Raw genomic sequence first — 18,448 nt, 5'->3', positions numbered from 1 at the left:
GGCTTGGGTCTCAGTCCCAGATCAGGAATTGCGCGGGGGTGGGGTTGTAGGCGTTGCAGGGGTTGTTGAGCTGCGGGCAGTTGGACACCAGCATCAGGATGTCCATCTCGGCGCGCAGCTCCACGTACTTGCCGGGGCCCGAGACGCCGTCTTCGAACTTCAACCCCCCATCAGCGGTGACCGGCACGTTCATGAAAAAGTTGACGTTGGGCACGATGTCCCTTTTGCCCAGGCCGATGTCGGCGTGCTGCAAGGCGATCAGGTAGTTGTCGCGGCAGCTGTGCATGAACTTCTTCTGCAAGGCGTAGCGCACGGTGTTGCTCTCGGCGGCGCAGGCACCGCCCAGGGTGTCGTGGCGGCCGCAGGTGTCGGCCACGATGGTGAGCATGGGGCGCGCTTCGCTGCTCATCAGCACGGTGCCGGTGGTCAGGTAGATGCCGCCTTGCGACAGCATGGTGTCGGTGGCGCTGTAGTGCTCGGCCAAGTCTTGCGCGTTGTAGAAGATCACGTCGACGGCCTGGTTGCCTTCGAGGTCGACGATGCGCAGGGTCTGGCCTTGCTTGATCTGCAGCAGATAAGGCTCGCCCGAAGGCAGCTTGTGGTTGAGCACGGCGCGCTCGGCTTGCAGCGCGCTTTCTTGCAGGCGGATGGCGGTCATGGTGTGGTCGTCCTTCGCTTCAAACTCAGAGGTACAGCATGTCGGCGTTGTGGATGGCGCGGGCGCACTCGGGGCGGAAGTCGCGGCAGAAGTCGTCCTTCAGGGCGGGGCCGCTGCGCCAGGCTGCGAGTCCGACCTTCTTGGGCGCATAAGCGCTTGCTGGATCCAGCGGATGCGGTGCGGTCGAGAAAGCGATCAGCGTGTCCATGTCGAATCGCAGTTGAACGGTGCCACCGGCCTTGGTGTGGTTTGGCGCGAACTGGAACAAGCCTTCGTCATCGACGCTGACCTTGCTGAAGAAGTTGACCGGCGCGATCAGGTCGCGGCGTGCCAAACCATGCTTGCCGATTTCGATCAAGAGGCCGTCTTTGCCGCTGCGGTACATGGCGTTGCGGTGCGTGTCGAAGCTGCGTTCGCCGTACTGCTTCTTCAGGCGCTCGGCGTCCAGCAGGCCGCCCATGGGGTCGTGCCAGCCGACGGTGTCCAGCGTGATGCTGGCCAGCGAGCGGCCCATGTCGCTCATCAGCACGTGGCCGCGCGTGTAGTGCGCGGTGTGCTGGGCCTTGAGCGAATCGGGCATGTTGTAGCGCTCCAGCTTTTCGCGGGCCGAATACAAGACCATGCTGAGGTTGGCGCCTTCTTCCAGTGCCACCATGCGCAGGCTGCTGCCGCGCGGCATCACATAAGACCAATGGCCGCCGCCAGGTACGATTTCGGACCACATCACCTGGCCTTCGGGCAGGTCTGGCGCGAAGCGCTTCCACAGCGCGGGCACGTCCACGGGGTCGGCCACCGTGGGGTTGGGCGGGATCTCGGTGAAGCTTTCCATGGGGTTCAAGGCTCCTTCTTCTTGAATCAGGGTGGACATCAATGCGATGACGCGCCCGAGGCCACGTCCTGCGCCGACTTGCACAGCTGGTCCAGCAGTTCGAAGTCGGTCTTCATGCCCGAGGTCTCGCGGATGCGGTCCAGCAGCAATCGCTTGAGCTGCAAGAACTCGGGCGACAGCTTCATGTCCTGATCGCGGATCAAGGGCAGCGGCACGTGGTGGATCGAGTCGATGCGGCCCGGTCGGGGCGCCATCAGCACCACGCGGTGGCCGAGGTACATGGCCTCTTCCACGTCGTGCGTGACGAAGACGATGGTGGTGCGCTCCAGCTTGTGCACGTGCATGATCAGGTCGTGCATGACCTCGCGTGTTTGTGCGTCCAGCGCGCCGAAGGGCTCGTCCATCAGGATGATGGGCGGCTTGCTCATCAAGGCGCGCGCGATGGCCACGCGCTGCTGCATGCCGCCCGACAACTCGCTCGGGTAGGACTTGGCCACGTGCGTCAGGCCCATCAAGCGCAGCAAGGCGTCGGCTCGGCCAGCCGCGTTCTCCACGTCATTGCTGGTGCGGCCCTCGGTGTGCGTCTTCAACTGGCGGCAGAACTTGATGTTGTCCTGCACCGTGAGCCAGGGGTAGAGGCTGTAGTGCTGGAAGACCATGGCGCGGTCCGGCCCCGGCCCATGGATGGGCTGGCCGTTCACGCGCACGGCGCCCTGGCTGTGCGTTTCCAGGCCGGCGATGGTGCGCAAGAGCGTGGACTTGCCACAGCCCGACGCACCGACCAGGGTCACGAACTCGTTGGGCGCGATGTGCAGGCTGATGTCCTGCAAGGCGGGGCCCTTGGCACCCGGGTAAGTCTTGAAAACGCCCTGGCATTCGATGCCCACGGACAGGGGAGGCGGGAAGGTGCTCATGGTCTCAACCTCTGGCGTGCAGCCACGGGAAGGCCTTGCGGTGCGCGAGGCGGAACACCTGGTCGATCAGCAAACCGATCAGGCCGATCAGCAAGATGCCGGCGAAGATCTTGTCGGTCTGCAAGAAGCGCTGCGCCTTCAAGATGGCGTAACCCAGGCCCGAGTTGGCGGCCACCAGTTCGGCCACCACCAGGTAGGTCCAGGCCCAGCCCATGGTGATGCGCAAGGTGTCGAGCAGCGCGGGCTTCACCGAAGGCACGATCACCTTCTCCAGAATCTCGACGCGCGTGGCGCCCATGGTCTGCGCGGCCTCGATCTGCGGCAAGGGCACGCGGCGAACGTCCTCCGCCACCATCAGCACCATCTGGAAGAAGGTGCCGATGAAGATGATGGCGATCTTGGCGCCCTCATCGATGCCCACCCACACCATCACCAGCGGCACGAAGGCCACCGCCGGCATGTAGCGCACGAAGTCCATCAGCGGCTCCAGCAACGCTTGCACCGAGCGCCAGGTGCCGATGAACAAGCCCAGTGGGATGGCGATCAGCGCCGACAAGGCCCAGCCCACCACCACGCGCATCACGCTGATGCCCATGTCGCCCAGCAAGCCATCGGCCCACCAGGCCTTGGTGCGTTCGAGCACCACGCCAGGGCCCGGCAGGAAGACCGGGTCCAGCGTGCCGGTGCCGGCCAGCACAGCCCACATCAGCAGTGGCAGGATCAGGCCCACGCCCGCCAAGGTCCAGTACACGGACGACGGGATGGCCTGGCGGATGGCCCACAGGCCGGGTGACCTGGGTGGCGGTGATGGTGATTGCGACATGGCGGCGCCTTTGCTGCGGTGGCTGAACCGGAGGTGGGGTGGCTTACTTCAAGGCCTCGGTCAGCAAGCTGGCGTCGATGCCCTTGCTCGCATCGGGCTTGCCATCGATCAGCTTGTGCTCCAGCAGGAAGCTGGCGATCGTGGGCGCCACCGCGGGCAACGATTGCGGGTTCTTGGCATCGAAGGCCGCCTTGTTGGCCGCCGCGTCGAAGAACTTGGTGCCTGGCAGGAACACCGTGTATTCCTCGGGTTTCAGGCTCACCACCTTGCTCATGATGGCGGCGGCTTCGGCGGGCTTGTCCTGGATGAACTTCACCGTGTCGAACCAGGCTTTGATCATGCCGACCAAGTCCTTGCGTTTCGAGGCGATCGATTTCTCTTGCGCCACCAGCAGGTCGGGGATCAGTCCTGGCATGTCTTTCGAGGTGAACAGCGCCTTGCCTTTGCCGCTGGCCTCGATCTGGTGGATCCACGGGTTCCAGACCACGGCGGCATCGACGCGGCCCGTCATGAAGGCCGCGGCCGCATCGCCAGCCGACAGGTTGACGATCTTCACGTCGGACGGCTTCATGCCGTGCTTGGCCAGTGCGGTGGCCAGCACGAAGTGCGACACGCTGAACTCTTCCAGCGCGATCTTCTTGCCCTTCAAATCCTTGAAGGATTTGATCTTGGGCGAGACCACCACCGCGTCATTGCCAGCGGAGTTGTCGTTCACCAAAATGGTCTTGAGCGGCAGGCCCTTGGCCAGCGGGCCCATGGTGTCGGACCAGGTCTGCGAGTTCGCATCGAGCTGGCCGGACGACAGGGCGGAGATGGAATCGGTGTAGTTGGCGAACCAGACGAGCTTGACGTCGGCGCCGTGCTTCTTGAAAAAGCCCTTTTGTTCGGCGACGTACCAGGCGACCCAGCCTGGCCAGTCGGACACGCCGACTTTGACTTCGGCTTGGGCTGGCAAGGGTGCTGTCAGCGCCAAGGTCGCGGCGACCGCAACCAAGGCGCTGAGCACTGAACTCTTGAAAGACGGCAAAACACGGCGCATGAGAGGCTCCTAGGTGGGACAAAGACGTGATGAGAGAACACCTCGGCCATCGAAGCGAATCTCCCGGGCTTTTGTCCCGCCGTGGAGCCTGCGCAGGTAGAAGTGCCTGCTCAGGCCGATGGCTCTCGGACCAGACATTTGGCGAACTGCACCAAACCGGAACCCTAGCCACCCTTTCGAGTCAACGACTGACGACGTCGTGTCTCTCGGGCAAGAAGTATGCAAACTTGATGCCAGCGATTTCGCACCGCTTTGGGGAAGGGCCCGGGCGATCTTCAGGTAGGCTGACGGGTTTTGGGCTTTTGCCCCCGCATTTGCAAGGAACGCCACCCCATGAACACCGGCTCAACCATGCCCCACTGGCAGAAGGCCATCGCGGTCCTGACCGCCTGCTTCTCTGTGTCAGCCTCCGCCGCGATCGCCATCGCGCCCGCACCCACCCTGGAGAACACCGCCTACGTGGTGATGGATTTCGAGTCCGGCCGCATCCTCTCGCAGGTCAACGCCGAGCAGCCGCTGCCCCCGGCCTCGCTCACCAAGATGATGACCAGCTACATCGTCGAGCAGGCGCTCAAGTCCGGCCGCCTCAAGCCCACCGACATGGTCAGCGTCAGCGAGAACGCCTGGTGCCGAGGCACCAATGCCGAATCCTGCATGTACCTCCCGGTGCACGGCTCGGCGTCGGTCATCGACATCCTGCGCGGCATCATCGTGCAGTCGGGCAACGACGCCTCCAAGGCGATCGCCGAGCACATGGCGGGCAGCGAAGCCTCGTTCGCCGTGCTGATGAACAAGGAGGCCGAGCGCCTGGGCATGAAGAACACCCACTTCGCCAATGCCACCGGTCTGCCCGATCCCACGCACCGCGCCTCGGCGCACGACCTGGCCATCCTGGCGCGCGCCATCATCCGCGACAGCTCCGACTACTACAAGATCTACGCCGAGAAGGAGTTCAAGTACAACGGCATCAAGCAGGGCAACCGCAATGCGTTGCTGTACACCGACTCCACCGTGGATGGCCTGAAGACTGGCCACACCGCCGAGGCCGGCTTCTGCCTGACGGCGTCCAGCAAGCGCGGCGACATGCGCCTGATCTCGGTCATCATGGGGTCCAAGAGCATGCAGGCCCGCGCCGACCAGACCCGTGCGCTGTTCAACTGGGGTTTCGGTTCCTTTGAAGACGTGCGCCCGCTGGCCGCCAATGTGTCCCTGGCCACGCCCAAGGTGCGCTTCGGCAAGGCCGAGGTGGTGAACGTGGGCTTGCTGGCCCCGGTGGTCGCCACCATCCCGCGTGGCCAGGCCGCCAACGTCAAGTCGGAGATCCAGCTCACGCCCGGCATCACCGCGCCCATCGCCAAGGGCGCGGTGCTGGGCAAGGTGCTGATCTCGCTGGACGGCCAGAGCTATGGAGAGCAGACGCTGGTGGCGCTGGAACCCGTGGAAGAAGCTGGTTTCTTCTCGCGCCTGTGGCAGCGCATCAAAGAGTTCTTCAGCAAGTAAAGTCCAAGGCGCTTCAGCGTCTCACGGTCGAGGCGTCTTGCCCGAACAGGTGCTGGCGGGACGCCTCGTCCACCGTGGGCTTGTTGCTGGGGTTGACCTCCTCGGCGCGGGCATAGGCGCGCACCGTGGCCGGCCGGGCCTTGATGGCCTCGAACCAGCGCTTCACATGGGGGAAGTCGGCCAGGTTCTGCTGCTGGCGCTCGTGCGGCACGATCCACGGGTAGCTGGCCATGTCGGCGATGGAATAGTCGCCCGCCAGGAACTCGCGGTCGGCCAGGCGCTTGTCCAGCACGGCGTACAGGCGCGCCGTTTCCTTCACGTAGCGCTCGATGGCGTAGGGCAGTTTTTCGGGCGCGTACTGCGTGAAATGGTGGTTCTGTCCGGCCATGGGCCCCAGGCCACCCATCTGCCAGAAGAGCCACTGCAGCGCATCGTTGCGGCCGCGCAGGTCTTCTGGAATGAATTGCCGAACCTTGTCGGCCAGGTACAGCAGGATGGCGCCTGATTCGAACAGCGCCAGCGGCTCGCTGCCGTCCCTGGGCGTGTGGTCGACGATGGCCGGGATGCGGTTGTTGGGCGCGATGCGCAAAAAATCAGGGGCGAACTGCTCGCCCTTGCCGATGTGAACGGGCTTGATCCGGTAAGGCAGTTGGGCCTCTTCCAGGAACATGGTGATCTTGTGGCCATTGGGCGTGGTCCAGTAGTACAGGTCGATCATGTTGGTGTGCCTTGTTGGTGCGTACGGCAGTGTGCCCGGCTTGATGATCACCCTGGTGCGCTGGGGATACTGGGATGCCAGGCGCGCGGCTTGCCCAGGTTTTCATGGATTCAACATTCATGGAGATCATTCACATGCTTGAAAAACTACCTGATGTGATCGGCCATGCGCTGCACGACCAGCGTGCCGGGCTGGACAAACTGGCTTTCCACAAAGCGGGCCTGCGATCAGGCATGGCCGCCATCACGGTGTCCAGCCTGGCGTTCCAGGACCATGCGCCCTTGCCAGTGCTCTACACCGCCGATGGCCCTGGCCATTCACCTTCGCTGCAATGGACCGGCCTGCCCGAGCAGGCCCAGTCCGCCGTGCTGATCGTGGAAGACGCCGATGCGCCCACGCCCCAACCGCTGGTCCATGCCATCGTGGTGGCTTTGCCGCCCGGAGACGGCGCCTTGCGCGAAGGCGCGATGAATGCCCTGGAAGGCCACGAACCCGAGGTGAGCTGCGGGCTCAACTCGCTGCTTCAGGCGCATTGGTTGCCGCCCGATCCGCCGCCTGGGCATGGCGTGCACCGCTATGCCTTCCAGGTGTTTGCCTTGGCGACGGCGCCCGAATGGTCTGCGAAGCCGGGTCGGGACGAGGTGCTGAAGGCCGTGCAGGCCCACGCCCTGGCCAGCGGTTGCCTGATCGGCATCTACGAACGCCCCGACGGCTCGCAGAAGATCGGGCAAACCGAGGCCCAGGTGGCCCCCGCCACCCCTGTCGGGGCCTGAAGAAGCCTCAGCGCAGCAGTCGGTCGATCAGCAGGCCCGCGGCCACCGCCAGCGCCAGGCTGGTCAGCGGGCGCGCCCGGATCTCGTTGCCGGCCGCCTCCACCCACGCCTCGTGCGTTTCGCCCAAGGCTTCGACCGCGGCCACTGCGCGGTCGATGGCGTGGTGCGCCGCCCGTGCCAGGCCATCGATGGTGTCGTTCTCGGCCGCCAGGCTTTCAGCGGTTTCGGGGATGGTGTGGGTCATGTCGCAACTCCTCGTTCAAGAGATGATGCCCTTGCACCGGCAAACCGCATGCCGAAGCGGTGACAATGGCCGTGTCATCCCTTGCTTCAGCGGAGAACCCCATGGCTTCCGACCCGGCCTCCACGCTCGTCGAAACCCGACGCCACCAGATGTTTCCGGTGCTCACCGTGGACGAGATCGAGCGCATGGGCCGATTCGGCACCGTGCGCCGCTACGCCGACGGCGACCGACTCTTCACCGCGGGCGAACTGGGGCCCGGCATGTTCGTGGTGTTGGACGGCGTGGTGGCCATCACACAGCGCAACGGATTGGGCCAGGTGGTGCCCATCGCGCAGCAAGGGCGCGGGCATTTCCTGGCCGAAGTGGGGCAGTTGTCGGGGCGCCCGGCGTTGGTCGACGGCCATGCCGAAGGCGCGGTCGAGACCCTGCTGATCGAGCCAGCCGCCTTGCGGGCCTTGCTGATCGCCGAGGCCGACCTGGGCGAACGCATTACCCGCGCGCTCATCCTGCGCCGCGTCGCCTTGATCGAATCGGGTGCCAGCGGGGTCGTGCTGATCGCGCACTCGGACGCGCCCACGCTGGCCCGCCTGCAGAGTTTCTTGGGGCGCAATGGCCAGCCTTACCACCACCTTGATCCGCACACCGACCACGATGCCCAGGTCCTGACCGAGCAATACCAGATCGGCCCCTTCGAGGTGCTGGCCGTGTGCCCCACTGGCGCGGTGCTGCGCAACCCCACCGACCTTGAACTGGCCCGCTGCCTGGGCATGGTGGACACGATCGAGCACAACGAGCTGTACGACGTGGCCATCGTGGGGGCCGGGCCGGCCGGCCTGGCCACGGCGGTGTACGCTGCCTCTGAAGGACTGCGTGTCATGGTGATGGACTGCAGGGCGCATGGCGGCCAGGCCGGGGCTTCGGCGCGCATCGAGAACTACCTGGGCTTTCCCACCGGCATCTCGGGGCAGGCGCTGGCGGGGCGCGCCTTCGTGCAGGCGCAGAAGTTTGGCGTCGAGATGCTGATCCCCGCCCAGGTGACCTCGCTGGATTGCAGCCGGCGCGACGAACAAGGCGAGCTGGGCGTCATCCTTGCCGATGGACGCCGCATCCGCGCCCGTTCGGTGGTCATGGCCACAGGCGCGCGCTACCGCCGCCTGGAGGTCGACAACCTGGCCGCCTTCGAAGGCCGGGGTGTCTGGTACTGGGCCTCGCCGATCGAAGCGCGCATTTGCCGTGAGCAGGAGGTGGCCCTGGTGGGTGGGGGCAATTCGGCGGGGCAGGCGGCCGTGTTCCTGGCCGCGCACGCTGCCAAGGTCATCATGCTGGTGCGGGGCGAAGGCCTGTCGGCCACCATGTCCCGCTATTTGATCGAGCGCATCGAAGCCACGCCCAACATCGAGCTCCGGACTCACAGTGCCGTCACCGCCCTGCATGGCGACGCCGCCGCCGGCCTGCAGGCCATCACCCTGCAGCATCGGCGCACTGGCGAAGCCGAGACGCGCCACATCCGCCACCTCTTCCTGTTCGTGGGGGCCGACCCCGAGACCGAGTGCATGACCAGCTGCCACGCGGCCCTGGACCCTGCCGGTTTCGTGCTGACGGGCGACAAGGTGCGCTCGGCCAGTTGCCAGGCTTCGCGGCCTGGCGCCAGCCTGGAGTCCAGCATCCCTGGCGTCTTCGCCGTGGGCGACGTGAGGTCTGGGTCGGTCAAGCGCGTGGGCGGTGCCATCGGCGAAGGGGCGGCGGTGGTGCCCTTGCTCCATGCCTTCCTGGCCGAGGCCCAGCGCGCGGCGGTTTGAGTTTTTATTTATTTCTTGACCGGGATCGGCCGCGCGCGGTCCACCGGCACGGCGGTCACGCTGTTCTGGGGCGAGCCTTCGATGACGCGATCAGAGTAGGTCAGGTAGACCAGGGTGTTGCGCTTGACGTCCACCATGCGCACGATGCGCAGCTTCTTGAAGATCAGCGAAATGCGTTCGCTGAAGACTTCTTCCTGCAAGGGGATGGGCGTGCTGATGGTGATGGGCCCCACCTGGCGGCAGGCGATGGAGGCCTCGGCCTTGTCTTCGGCCAGGCCCAGCGCACCCTTGATGCCACCCTTCTTGGCGCGCGACACAAAGCAGGTCACGCCTTGCACATGCGGGTCGTCGTGGGCGTCGACCACGATCTTGTGGTCGGGGCCGATGAACTTGAACACGGTGTCGACTTCGCCGATGGCCTCGGCATGGGTGAGCGAAACGGCGGTGAGCAGCGTGAGCAGGGTCAGTGTCTTTTTCATCATCATCATGGCTTGTCCTGGGCAATGGGTGGGCAGCGGTAGGTCTTGGCCACGAGGGTGGTGCCGTTGTAGCCCACGTCCGGCCTGTCCCAGACCACGTGCGTGGCACCCTGCACATCGGCGCGCCGAAGCAACTCCTGCTTGACGTTGTCGGCGCCCTTCAACGCGAAGAAACCGAACAGGCCGGAGTTGCCGCTGATGTCGCCCAGGTAGCGGCAGCGCGCCATGGCACCAGGCTCGCTGGCGACCACCGGGCCGGCGTAACGTTCGCTGGACATGGTGGCGCAAGCGGCCAGGCCCGCGGTGAGGGTCAGGCAAAGGATGAGGCGAAGGTGTGTCATGCAAGCACTGTAGCCCCCCGGCAAGGTTTTGACACAGCTGGTAAAATTCAGCCCGCCAGCCCTCACGGGTTGGCAGCGTTCTCAGGGCGGGGTGCAATTCCCCACCGGCGGTATCCGTGGCTTGATTGACCATGGGAGCCCGCGAGCGCTCGGTGTCCACCTTCAAGGGGCACCGAGGTCAGCAGACCTGGTGAGATGCCAGGGCCGACGGTCACAGTCCGGATGAAAGAGATCGCGGCAGTTCCGACGTGAAAAGCCCTGGGCGTTCCGTCGGCGTGGTCGTGCGCGCCCTGATTCTGGTATCCACCCTCTGTCGAGGCCATCCATGAGTCAGACCTCTCCGCTTGTTTCCCCCCGCACCCGCATCGCCATCGTGTCCGCCTCCTGGCACCAGGACATCGTGGGCCAGGCCTTGCGCGCCATCCTGGACGAGTTCCAGCAACGCGGCTTGCCGCCCGAGCAAGTCGATCGTTTCGACGTGCCCGGCGCGTTCGAGATTCCGCTGCACGCCCAGAAGCTGGCGCAAACCGGCCGCTACGACGCCATCATCGCCTGTGCGTTGGTCGTCAATGGCGGCATTTACCGCCATGAGTTCGTCTCGTCCGCTGTCATCGACGGCTTGATGCGCGTGCAGCTCGACCAGGGTGTGCCGGTGATGTCGGCGGTGCTCACGCCGCGTGATTTCCACGAGCATGAAGACCACTTGCGCTTCTACCGCGAGCACTTCGTCAAGAAGGGCACCGAGGTGGCACGGGCTTGCCTGGACACCATCGCCAGCCTCCGGGCCCTCGCGCCACTGACCGCCTAGCCCAGTCTGGAAGCCCAGGCCAGGGCCAAGCCGGCGAGGCCCGAGCCAGCGCCGACCAGGGCCGCCCAAGTGACCCAGACGACCCGAACCCGGTTGGCCTCGATGCGCTGGATGAGCTGGGCGTTCTGTTCGGCCAAGGCCTTGATCAGCTCGGACGAGGCCAGCAGTTGCTCGTGCAACTGGGCGGCGCTGGCTTCCGTCGCCGCCACCCGGGCCTCCAGCACCGCGAGTGCCTGGGCCTGCGGTGAGGTGGCCTCGGGCGAAGCTGCTTCGGCAGGGGTTTCGGTGGTGGGCATGGGTTTCTTGGCCACCGTGCTCCACAGCTTCTTGGCGCCTTCGGCCACCTTGGGCGCATTCGCGATGACGTCCGACCAGGGCACCGCTTGCAGGACTGAAAGCCAACCGATTGCCATGTGGGGTCCTTCCATGTGATCGGTGCATTCTGCACCGTGCTCGCCCGGCATTGCCGGGCTTGACAGGCCGTTTGGCTGCATGGTCCAAGACCAGGTGGCGCATGAACGCGCGGTCAACCGCATCGAGATCGCTTTCAAGACGCAGGTGCAGGAGTGGAAGAACACCCTGCTGCGCGGCCAGCAGCCCGAGCAGTTGAGCAAGTACTGGGCGGCGTTCCAGGCCGGAGAGGCCGAGGTCACCCAGGCGGCCAAAGCCCTGGACCAGCGGTTGCCGGCCGGCCCCAGCAAGGTGTTGATCGGCCAGTTCATCCAAGCGCATGCGCGGATGGGACAAGATTACCGCGCGGCTTATGCCAAGTTCATCGCCAGCGGGCACCTGGCGCCGGTGGGTGATGCCGCGGTGAAAGGGATGGACCGCGAACCCGCCAAGTACCTGGGGCAGGCCAGCCAGCGCATCGCCGAGGACAGCGCCGGCATTGCGCGCCAGGCCACCACCGATGCCCACCGTGCGACTCGGCTGAGCGTGGTGGTCATGCTGGTCGTGACCGCTTTTGGCGTGGCCATGGGCGTGAGGGTCAGCCGCTCCATCGTCGCACCCATCGACCGCGCCGTGCGCTTGTCCAAGGCCGTGGCGGACGGCGACCTGACGCAGCCCATCCACGTGCGGGGCCGTGACGAGGTCGCCGAACTGTTGTCGGCCCTGCGCGGCATGCAGGACAACCTGGTGCGCATCGTGCGCGATGTGCGGCTCAACGCCGAAAGCGTGGCCACTGCCAGCCACGAGATCTCGCAAGGCAACAACGAGTTGGCCACCCGCACCGAAGCGCAAGCCAGCGCCTTGCAGGAAACGGCCTCGTCGATGGAAGAGATCAGCGCCACCGTCAAGCACAACGCCGACAACGCGCGCGAAGGCAACCAACTGGCCCAGGGCGCCAGCGCCGTGGCGCTCAAGGGCGGCGAGGTGGTGGGTGAAGTGGTAGAGACGATGCGCGGCATCAACGACAGTTCGCGCCGCATCGTCGAGATCATCAGCGTGATCGATGGCATTGCTTTCCAGACCAACATCCTGGCCCTGAACGCAGCGGTGGAAGCGGCGCGCGCGGGTGAGCAGGGCCGTGGCTTCGCGGTCGTGGCCAGCGAAGTGCGCTTGCTGGCCCAGCGTTCGGCCACCGCGGCCAAGGAGATCAAGGGGCTGATCGGCACCAGCGTTGAGCGCGTGGAGGAGGGCACGCAACTGGTCGACAAGGCTGGCGTCACGATGAGCGAGGTGGTGGAGGCCATCGGGCGGGTGACGCAGATCATGGGCGAGATCAGCCTGGCCAACCGTGAGCAAAGCCACGGCGTGGCACAGATCGGCCAAGCGGTTCAACTGATGGACCAGGCCACCCAGCAGAACGCCGCCTTGGTGGAAGAAGGCGCGGCCGCCGCCGAGAGCCTGAAGCTTCAGGCGCAGCGGCTGGTGCAGGCCGTGTCGGTGTTCAAGCTGAACCCGGATGCCTTGCGGGTGGCTTGATGGGCTCGGCATTTGCTGCCCTTGACCACCGATCACGGCTGATCAAGCGAGGAGCCCTTCATGTCCATCACCGGAAGCTGCCATTGCCAGAAAGTCACCTTCACCATCGAAGGCGACATCCCTGAAAAACTGACGCGTTGCACCTGCTCCTTTTGCTCGAAACGGGGTGCGCTGTACGCTTACTTCCAGCCCCGACAACTGGCGCTGAAGGCGCAGCCCGAGACCGACACCATCTACCGCTGGAACACCAAGCTCGTGGCGCACCACTTCTGCGCGAACTGCGGCTGCAGCTTGTACAGCGACAGCCCGGCGTTCGAGCCCGACGGCAAATGGGATGGGGTCACGCGCCGCTTGGGCGTCAACGCCCGGTTGTTCGATGATCTCGACGCCGCAGAGGCCCCTGTCACGGTGTTGGATGGCCGAAATCTTTGGTAAGACTGGGATTGACGCTTGAGGCTGGCCTGCCGGCTCAGCTGGTGACGCGCCACTGGCTGGCTTGCGCCACGCCTTCCATCGCCGGATCGCTGACCGAAGGTGCGCCTGTTTCAAGGTGGCCTGCGAAGCGCCGGCTGTAGTCGGCCTGGCCATTCACCTTGACGGTGAAGTCGTACCAATGCGCGCTGTCGTGCAAGGGCAGCCGCAGTTCGGTCTGGCTGCGGGCCGCCACGGCGTGGCTGGTGGGTGCCGTGTGCACGTACTGGTTGGCCCCGAGGGTGAAGGTGCAGGCCACGCTGCCACCGTTGCTCAGCTTCACGATCAACTCCCCATTGGCGGCATCGGAGGTCACCTGCACTTCGGGGTTGGGTTGGCCGGCGGCGGCCACGCGGCGTGCGTTGCCCGTGGCATGGCGGTGGAATCCATTGGGGCCCAGCACCCACAGGTCATAGGCACCGCTGGCGGCGGGTGTCCACAGGCCGCTCAGTTGCTTGCCGGGTTCGACCGTGTAGCGGCGTGGAATCTCGCTCAGCTTGAGGCGGTCGTACACGTGGAAGACGGCGGCTGCTTCACCCGTGTTGCCAAACCGCAGTTCGACTTGCGTGGCCCCAAGCACCTTGGTGTCGGGCGTGATGCGGGCCGTGGCGTGCAGTTCGTAGGGCAGGGCACGCGCCGGACGCACACCACTGGCCTGCACGGGCAGCGTGATGGTGGCAGGCGTGGGCGGCGTGGTGGTGCTGGGCAGGGCGCGGGCCTTGTTGGCCAAGGCCAGGGTGGTCGGCAACTGCGCGAAGAAGGCCGTGTCGTTCGGGTCTTCGAAGTTGAAGGCCGAGGTCAGGTCGCCGCACACCGCGCGGCGCCACGCGCTGATGTTGGGCTCCTGCACGCCGAAGCGCGCCTCGATGAAGCGGACCACCGAGGTGTGGTCGGCCACCTGCGAATTCACCCAGCCACCCTTGCTCCAGGGGGAGAGCACGTACATGGGCACGCGCGGGCCCAGGCCGTAGGCGCGGTGCAGGTAGGTGGCGCTCGAACCGTTGAGCACCTCGTTGTACTCGCCCGTGGTGTCCACGGTGGAGGCACCGGCCAGCACAGCCTTGGCCGGGTCGGCCGACCAGCTCACGTACGACGGCACGGCCGGTGGCGGCACGTGGTCGAAGAAGCCATCGTTTTCATCGAAGTTGATGAAGAGCACGGTCTTGCTCCAGACCTCTGGATTTGAGGTCAGGGCTTCCAGCACCTTGGCGGTGTAGTCGGCGCCTTGGGCCGGGCTGGACGGTCCGGGGTGCTCGGATCCCTCGGCCGTGGCCACGATCCACGACACCTGGGGCAGCTTGCCGGTCAGCACGTCTTCCTTGAGCTTGTCGAGGTCCCGTGTGCTGATGCCGCGCGCCTTCAGCTCGGCCGAGTAGCCCGGGCGGTTGTACCAACCATCGCGGTAGGGGCGGAAGCCTGCCAGCGAGTTGTCGGTGAAGTTGTCGTCCATGTTCTGGTAGACCTGCCACGTGATGCCGGCATCCTGCAGGCGCTCGGGGTAGGTGGTCCACGTGTAGTCGTCGGCCGGGTTGGGGTTGAACCAGTCGTGGCTGTTGTCGGTGGACGGGCCATTGCCCTTGGCCAGCGGGTCATTGGTGCCCGACCACAGAAAGAGGCGGTTCGTGTTGGTGCCCGTTTGTGTGGCGCAGTGGTAGGCGTCGCACAGCGTGAAGGCATTGGCCATGGCGAACTGGAAGGGGATGTCGGCCTGCGTGAAGTAACCCATCGAGTGGTTCTTCTTGGCAGCAGGCCATTTGTTCATGCGGCCATGGTCCCAGGCGGCCTGGGCGTCGGTCCATGAGTGCGGGGTGCCGGCCACGCGCATGTGCGCGAAGGTCTGCGTGGTGTTCAGCGGGAACGGGGCAATGGCCGCGGGGCCAGGCTGCGTGCCATTGGCGGCCGGTTGCACCCAGACGTTCTTGCCGCTGATGCCCGTGGCATCGGCCACCGGGATGGGGAATCGGTCCGCGAAGCCGCGCACGCCGTTAAGCGTGCCGAAGTAGTGATCGAAGGAACGGTTCTCTTGCGTCAGGATGACGATGTGTTCGACGTCCTGGATGGTGCCCGTGCGGCGGTTGGCTTCGATGGCCAGTGCCTTTTGAATGACGGGTGGGAAGGTGCTGAGGACGGCGGTGGCGCCTGTGGCGGAGGCCACGGTGCGCAAAAAGCTGCGGCGGTCTTGTGGGTTCGTCATGCGGAGGCTCTCGTGGAATGTGGGACAGTGGGGGCGTCGTCGTTCAAGCAGAGGGCAGGCGGCGGCGCGCGATCGCGCCCACCACGGTCAGACCTGCCAGTGCCAGGGCCGCCGACTGCGGTTCGGGGACGGCGGTGCTGAACGTGAAGTCGTCCATCACGAAGTTCGCGTGGTCGTTGCTGGCCACGGTGATGCGGTCAACGAAGCCACCGTAGCCGCTGGCCAGGAAGGTGGCGATGCCATGGGTCTGCAAAGTGGTGGAGGTGCCCACCAGCTGGTCGTTCAAGTACAGCTTGAACGACACTTCCACGCCGTCGAAACCCGCGAAGTAGGCGCCCTGGAATTGGGCTGGCGCGTTGAAGCGGATGCTGCTGCCACCTTCGCTGCTGTCCCAACCCAGGGTGGCGCGGTGGTCGCCTGAATGGGCCGCAAAGGGCGCTTGCTCGGCGCCGAACATGAACCAGGTGCTGGCGGTCCAGTCGAGCCCACCGTAGTTGCCGGGCACGAGGCCGTCGGCCTGCAGGTCGTCAAAGGTCAGGACCGTGGCCGAGGCGAATGGGGCCATGCAGGCCAGGGCGGCGCTGGCCACCAGGGCGCGGATCAACTTGCTTGTCATCATCATCTACTCCGTTGTCTTGCTTGCGCAAATGCACGGGGTGAATCTAAGGAGGCAAGATGACGGTGAAGAGAAAGGACTGCAGGCCGTATGGATCACGGCCCCACGTGGCTGGACTTTGAGTGTGTCAGCGCCACCAGGCGGCAAAGGAGTTGGCCAGACCGGGATAAGCCTCGAATTTCAAGACGTCGAGGTCCTTGACGAACAGTTGGCGCAACTCTTCCACCAGCGCCAGATGCGCTTCGTCCGTGATGAGTGTGCCCGTTGGGGCGCCCAGGGGCTCCTCTTCGACCTGGTGCGTCCAGAAGGGCAAGGTCACGATCAGCACCGGGGCGCCGGCACGCCCGAATCGCCAGCTGCGGACCCGGCCGCGGAAGCGTTCGATGGCCCCGGCCACGGCGCCGCCCGCGAAGGCGTTGAAGCGTTCCACAACCGCCAGAACGGCCTGGACCTCGGTGGTGGTCAGTTCCTGGGTCAGGAAATCGGCGGAGTAAAAAGGGGCCCCTGCTTCGATGTGTTCGCCGAAGCCAAAGCGGACGAATTGTTGGGCCACGAGGATTCGCTGGGTGGACGTGACAGGCATGGCTGACTCGACTGGTGTGTTAATTGCTGCAATGCAGCATTGATAACACATTTGGCGAGGATTGTGCTGAGCCTTCGTCGTGCACAGCGTCGACAAAGACTGCTGCTCAAGCCCGAATCACAAGCCATCGAGCACTGGCTTAGGAAGCTTGTTTGTCGAGAAAACGAAGCGCCCGTTCCCTCACCAATGGCGCGCTCAGCATCAAGCCAGCTGATGCGCCCATGGCCATCGGTAAGACCGAACCGAAGAGGTCCATCAGGTAAGCCCCGCAAAAGATCAGCCCCATGCCCAGGACGTATTGGTTCCTGGCGCGGCGAGTGGACTTGGGTAGGGATGACGGCATCTCTTACTTTCCATGAGTTTCACCCTGCCATTTTCGGCAAAAGTGTCGACAGGCATTGAGGCCATCAGGCCCTGAAACCGAGCCATCTGTGCAATAACCCCGTCCGGGCTCGCCATTTGCCATGCCTCTGGTGTCATCCACGAACATCAACCAGGAGCATTTATGAGCAACACCCCTTACGTCACCGGCCTTTTCAAGGACCGCGAAAGTGCCGAACGTGCCTATCAATCGGTCAGCGAACGCGGTTATCCGGCCAATGACGTTGACTTGGTGATGTCTGATGAAACACGCCAGCGCCACTTCTCATCCACGGCGGCGGTGACCACCGAACTAGGCAACAAGGCGGCAGAGGGCGCAGGCATTGGGGGCGCCATTGGAGGTACCGTCGGTGCCATCGCGGCTGCGGTCGCTGCCATTGGCACGTCGCTCGTGTTGCCTGGCTTGGGCTTGGTGGTGGCCGGCCCACTGGCTGCTGCCGTGGCTGGGGCCGGTGCGGGTGCCGCAGGTGGCGGAATCATTGGAGCCTTGATCGGCCTTGGCATCCCTGAAGAGCGGGTCAAGCGCTATGAGTCCGGCCTCAAGGAGGGCGGTATCTTGTTGGGTGTGAAGCCACGCTCGGACGAGGATGCTGCGTTCATCGAACAGAGCTGGAAGACTCACAACGGTGATCAGGTCTACCGTTGAAATAAGACCGTCGTCCAGGCATGGCCGCCGCGTTGTTCGTCACACGCGGCGGTTTTTTTGCGTGGGTGATCGAGCGTTGACCAACCCTGCTTCCTTTGGAGATGGCAATCCTGTTGGTTACAACGGCACGGTGGTCGGCGTCGCGAGCTTGGGTGGGCTGGGGAAGGGGAATACCCGGGCTTTTGGCTATGAGCGCCATCGACTCAAACTGTTGTGTTTGTTCGAGTGGGTCGGTAACCTCTGACCATCCAAATAGATCAACTTGGCTTGCGGTCATGGGCAATTTACGTCGCATTTTTTATGTCAGTCGCGCTGACGCTTCGCTGGATGGCGTCACGGTGAAAAACATCGTGCTCAAAGCGCAGCGGACTAACCGGCAAATGGACGTTACCGGCGTCTTGGCGCATTCCGGGCGACATTTCGCCCAAGTGCTTGAAGGTGCCGAGGACAAGCTGGCTGTGCTGACTGCCAAGATCAAGCAGGACAAGCGCCATACCGACGTCACCGTGCTGTTCGATGACCCCATCTCACGCCGGGACTACGGAGACTGGTCCATGGGATTCTTGTATGACGCCAACTTATGCGATGAGATAGAAAAAGCATTGAGCGATTCGACGCATCAATCTCATGATCGTGACGGCGCATTGGCCCGCAAGATTTTTCTTCACATCAGCGATTTGGCCAGGCCATGATGAGGGCAAGACCC

Annotated in this window: 21 protein-coding genes and 2 riboswitches; of the genes, 8 read left to right on the top strand and 13 right to left on the bottom strand. The window is 64.7% G+C overall.

Annotated features, from left to right (window positions below; translation table 11 throughout):
• Positions 1 to 10: 10 nt before the first annotated feature.
• From ACREB4_RS03440 to ACREB4_RS03420, 5 genes are all read right to left on the bottom strand, one after another.
• Positions 11 to 658, bottom strand: a complete 648-nt coding sequence (locus ACREB4_RS03440) for an urea amidolyase associated protein UAAP2 (RefSeq protein ID WP_431586791.1) — start codon at positions 656 to 658, stop codon at positions 11 to 13.
• A 25-nt stretch (positions 659 to 683) separates the two neighbouring features.
• On the bottom strand, positions 684 to 1,382 hold the full coding sequence (locus ACREB4_RS03435) for an urea amidolyase associated protein UAAP1 (RefSeq protein ID WP_431586837.1): 699 nt from the start codon (positions 1,380 to 1,382) through the stop codon (positions 684 to 686).
• A gap of 143 nt (positions 1,383 to 1,525) precedes the next feature.
• Positions 1,526 to 2,401 (bottom strand): ABC transporter ATP-binding protein, encoded by an 876-nt coding sequence (locus ACREB4_RS03430; protein ID WP_431586790.1) that lies wholly within the window; start codon positions 2,399 to 2,401, stop codon positions 1,526 to 1,528.
• 4 nt (positions 2,402 to 2,405) lie between these two features.
• A complete protein-coding gene (locus ACREB4_RS03425; RefSeq protein WP_431586789.1) occupies positions 2,406 to 3,224 on the bottom strand; it encodes an ABC transporter permease in 819 nt (272 codons plus the stop codon).
• Positions 3,225 to 3,267: 43 nt separating this feature from the next.
• Positions 3,268 to 4,263 (bottom strand): ABC transporter substrate-binding protein, encoded by a 996-nt coding sequence (locus ACREB4_RS03420; protein ID WP_431586788.1) that lies wholly within the window; start codon positions 4,261 to 4,263, stop codon positions 3,268 to 3,270.
• Positions 4,264 to 4,321: 58 nt separating this feature from the next.
• A riboswitch (guanidine-I (ykkC/yxkD leader) is annotated at positions 4,322 to 4,442 on the bottom strand.
• A 154-nt stretch (positions 4,443 to 4,596) separates the two neighbouring features.
• Here ACREB4_RS03420 and ACREB4_RS03415 point away from each other — a divergent pair.
• Positions 4,597 to 5,763 (top strand): D-alanyl-D-alanine carboxypeptidase family protein, encoded by a 1,167-nt coding sequence (locus tag ACREB4_RS03415; protein ID WP_431586787.1) that lies wholly within the window; start codon positions 4,597 to 4,599, stop codon positions 5,761 to 5,763.
• A 13-nt stretch (positions 5,764 to 5,776) separates the two neighbouring features.
• Here ACREB4_RS03415 and ACREB4_RS03410 read toward each other — a convergent pair whose 3' ends face one another.
• Complete coding sequence (locus ACREB4_RS03410) at positions 5,777 to 6,481, bottom strand: glutathione binding-like protein (RefSeq protein ID WP_431586786.1); 705 nt, start codon at positions 6,479 to 6,481, stop codon at positions 5,777 to 5,779.
• Positions 6,482 to 6,600: 119 nt separating this feature from the next.
• On the opposite strand from ACREB4_RS03410, the gene ACREB4_RS03405 reads away from it, so the two are divergent.
• A complete protein-coding gene (locus tag ACREB4_RS03405) occupies positions 6,601 to 7,254 on the top strand; it encodes a YbhB/YbcL family Raf kinase inhibitor-like protein (RefSeq protein ID WP_431586785.1) in 654 nt (217 codons plus the stop codon).
• A 7-nt stretch (positions 7,255 to 7,261) separates the two neighbouring features.
• Here the strand turns inward: ACREB4_RS03405 and ACREB4_RS03400 are convergent, their stop codons facing one another.
• The gene (locus ACREB4_RS03400; protein ID WP_431586784.1) at positions 7,262 to 7,498 is read right to left on the bottom strand and encodes a hypothetical protein; all 237 of its coding nucleotides are present in this window, start codon (positions 7,496 to 7,498) and stop codon (positions 7,262 to 7,264) included.
• Between the two features lie 101 nt (positions 7,499 to 7,599).
• Here ACREB4_RS03400 and ACREB4_RS03395 point away from each other — a divergent pair, with 101 nt between their 5' ends.
• Entirely contained in the window at positions 7,600 to 9,297 is a 1,698-nt protein-coding gene (locus ACREB4_RS03395; RefSeq protein ID WP_431586783.1) for an FAD-dependent oxidoreductase, read from the top strand.
• Positions 9,298 to 9,305: 8 nt separating this feature from the next.
• Here ACREB4_RS03395 and ACREB4_RS03390 read toward each other — a convergent pair whose 3' ends face one another.
• Together ACREB4_RS03390 and ACREB4_RS03385 are read right to left on the bottom strand one after the other, a co-directional pair.
• Positions 9,306 to 9,779, bottom strand: a complete 474-nt coding sequence (locus ACREB4_RS03390) for a CreA family protein (RefSeq protein ID WP_431586836.1) — start codon at positions 9,777 to 9,779, stop codon at positions 9,306 to 9,308.
• Positions 9,780 to 9,781: 2 nt separating this feature from the next.
• A complete protein-coding gene (locus ACREB4_RS03385; protein ID WP_431586782.1) occupies positions 9,782 to 10,117 on the bottom strand; it encodes a hypothetical protein in 336 nt (111 codons plus the stop codon).
• 73 nt (positions 10,118 to 10,190) lie between these two features.
• Positions 10,191 to 10,355: riboswitch (FMN riboswitch) on the top strand.
• A gap of 87 nt (positions 10,356 to 10,442) precedes the next feature.
• Between ACREB4_RS03385 and ACREB4_RS03380 the strand changes: the two genes are divergently transcribed.
• A complete protein-coding gene (locus tag ACREB4_RS03380) occupies positions 10,443 to 10,925 on the top strand; it encodes a 6,7-dimethyl-8-ribityllumazine synthase (RefSeq protein ID WP_431586781.1) in 483 nt (160 codons plus the stop codon).
• Here ACREB4_RS03380 and ACREB4_RS03375 read toward each other — a convergent pair.
• The gene (locus ACREB4_RS03375) at positions 10,922 to 11,338 is read right to left on the bottom strand and encodes a hypothetical protein (protein ID WP_431586780.1); all 417 of its coding nucleotides are present in this window, start codon (positions 11,336 to 11,338) and stop codon (positions 10,922 to 10,924) included. The two genes, ACREB4_RS03380 and ACREB4_RS03375, sit on opposite strands and share 4 nt — an antisense overlap.
• A 79-nt stretch (positions 11,339 to 11,417) precedes the next feature.
• On the opposite strand from ACREB4_RS03375, the gene ACREB4_RS03370 reads away from it, so the two are divergent.
• Positions 11,418 to 12,851, top strand: a complete 1,434-nt coding sequence (locus tag ACREB4_RS03370) for a methyl-accepting chemotaxis protein (RefSeq protein ID WP_431586779.1) — start codon at positions 11,418 to 11,420, stop codon at positions 12,849 to 12,851.
• Positions 12,852 to 12,911: 60 nt separating this feature from the next.
• Complete coding sequence (locus tag ACREB4_RS03365) at positions 12,912 to 13,286, top strand: GFA family protein (protein WP_431586778.1); 375 nt, start codon at positions 12,912 to 12,914, stop codon at positions 13,284 to 13,286.
• Between the two features lie 34 nt (positions 13,287 to 13,320).
• On the opposite strand, the gene ACREB4_RS03360 is transcribed toward ACREB4_RS03365, so the two are convergent.
• The 3 genes from ACREB4_RS03360 to ACREB4_RS03350 form a co-directional block, all read right to left on the bottom strand.
• On the bottom strand, positions 13,321 to 15,516 hold the full coding sequence (locus tag ACREB4_RS03360) for a phosphocholine-specific phospholipase C (protein ID WP_431586777.1): 2,196 nt from the start codon (positions 15,514 to 15,516) through the stop codon (positions 13,321 to 13,323).
• Between the two features lie 43 nt (positions 15,517 to 15,559).
• Complete coding sequence (locus ACREB4_RS03355; protein ID WP_431586776.1) at positions 15,560 to 16,135, bottom strand: PEP-CTERM sorting domain-containing protein; 576 nt, start codon at positions 16,133 to 16,135, stop codon at positions 15,560 to 15,562.
• A gap of 124 nt (positions 16,136 to 16,259) precedes the next feature.
• Positions 16,260 to 16,715 carry a hypothetical protein gene (locus ACREB4_RS03350; RefSeq protein WP_431586775.1) on the bottom strand — a complete coding sequence of 152 codons (456 nt, stop codon included), beginning with the start codon at positions 16,713 to 16,715 and terminating at the stop codon, positions 16,260 to 16,262.
• Between the two features lie 505 nt (positions 16,716 to 17,220).
• Between ACREB4_RS03350 and ACREB4_RS03345 the strand changes: the two genes are divergently transcribed.
• Both ACREB4_RS03345 and ACREB4_RS03340 read left to right on the top strand, forming a co-directional pair.
• The gene (locus ACREB4_RS03345) at positions 17,221 to 17,742 is read left to right on the top strand and encodes a hypothetical protein (protein WP_431586774.1); all 522 of its coding nucleotides are present in this window, start codon (positions 17,221 to 17,223) and stop codon (positions 17,740 to 17,742) included.
• Positions 17,743 to 18,017: 275 nt separating this feature from the next.
• Complete coding sequence (locus ACREB4_RS03340; RefSeq protein ID WP_431586773.1) at positions 18,018 to 18,434, top strand: BLUF domain-containing protein; 417 nt, start codon at positions 18,018 to 18,020, stop codon at positions 18,432 to 18,434.
• Positions 18,435 to 18,448: the final 14 nt, after the last annotated feature.

It is taken from the genome of Aquabacterium sp. (genome assembly GCF_050725395.1).
Lineage (GTDB): Bacteria > Pseudomonadota > Gammaproteobacteria > Burkholderiales > Burkholderiaceae_C > Aquabacterium.
This window is presented reverse-complemented; position numbering and strand designations above follow the sequence as displayed.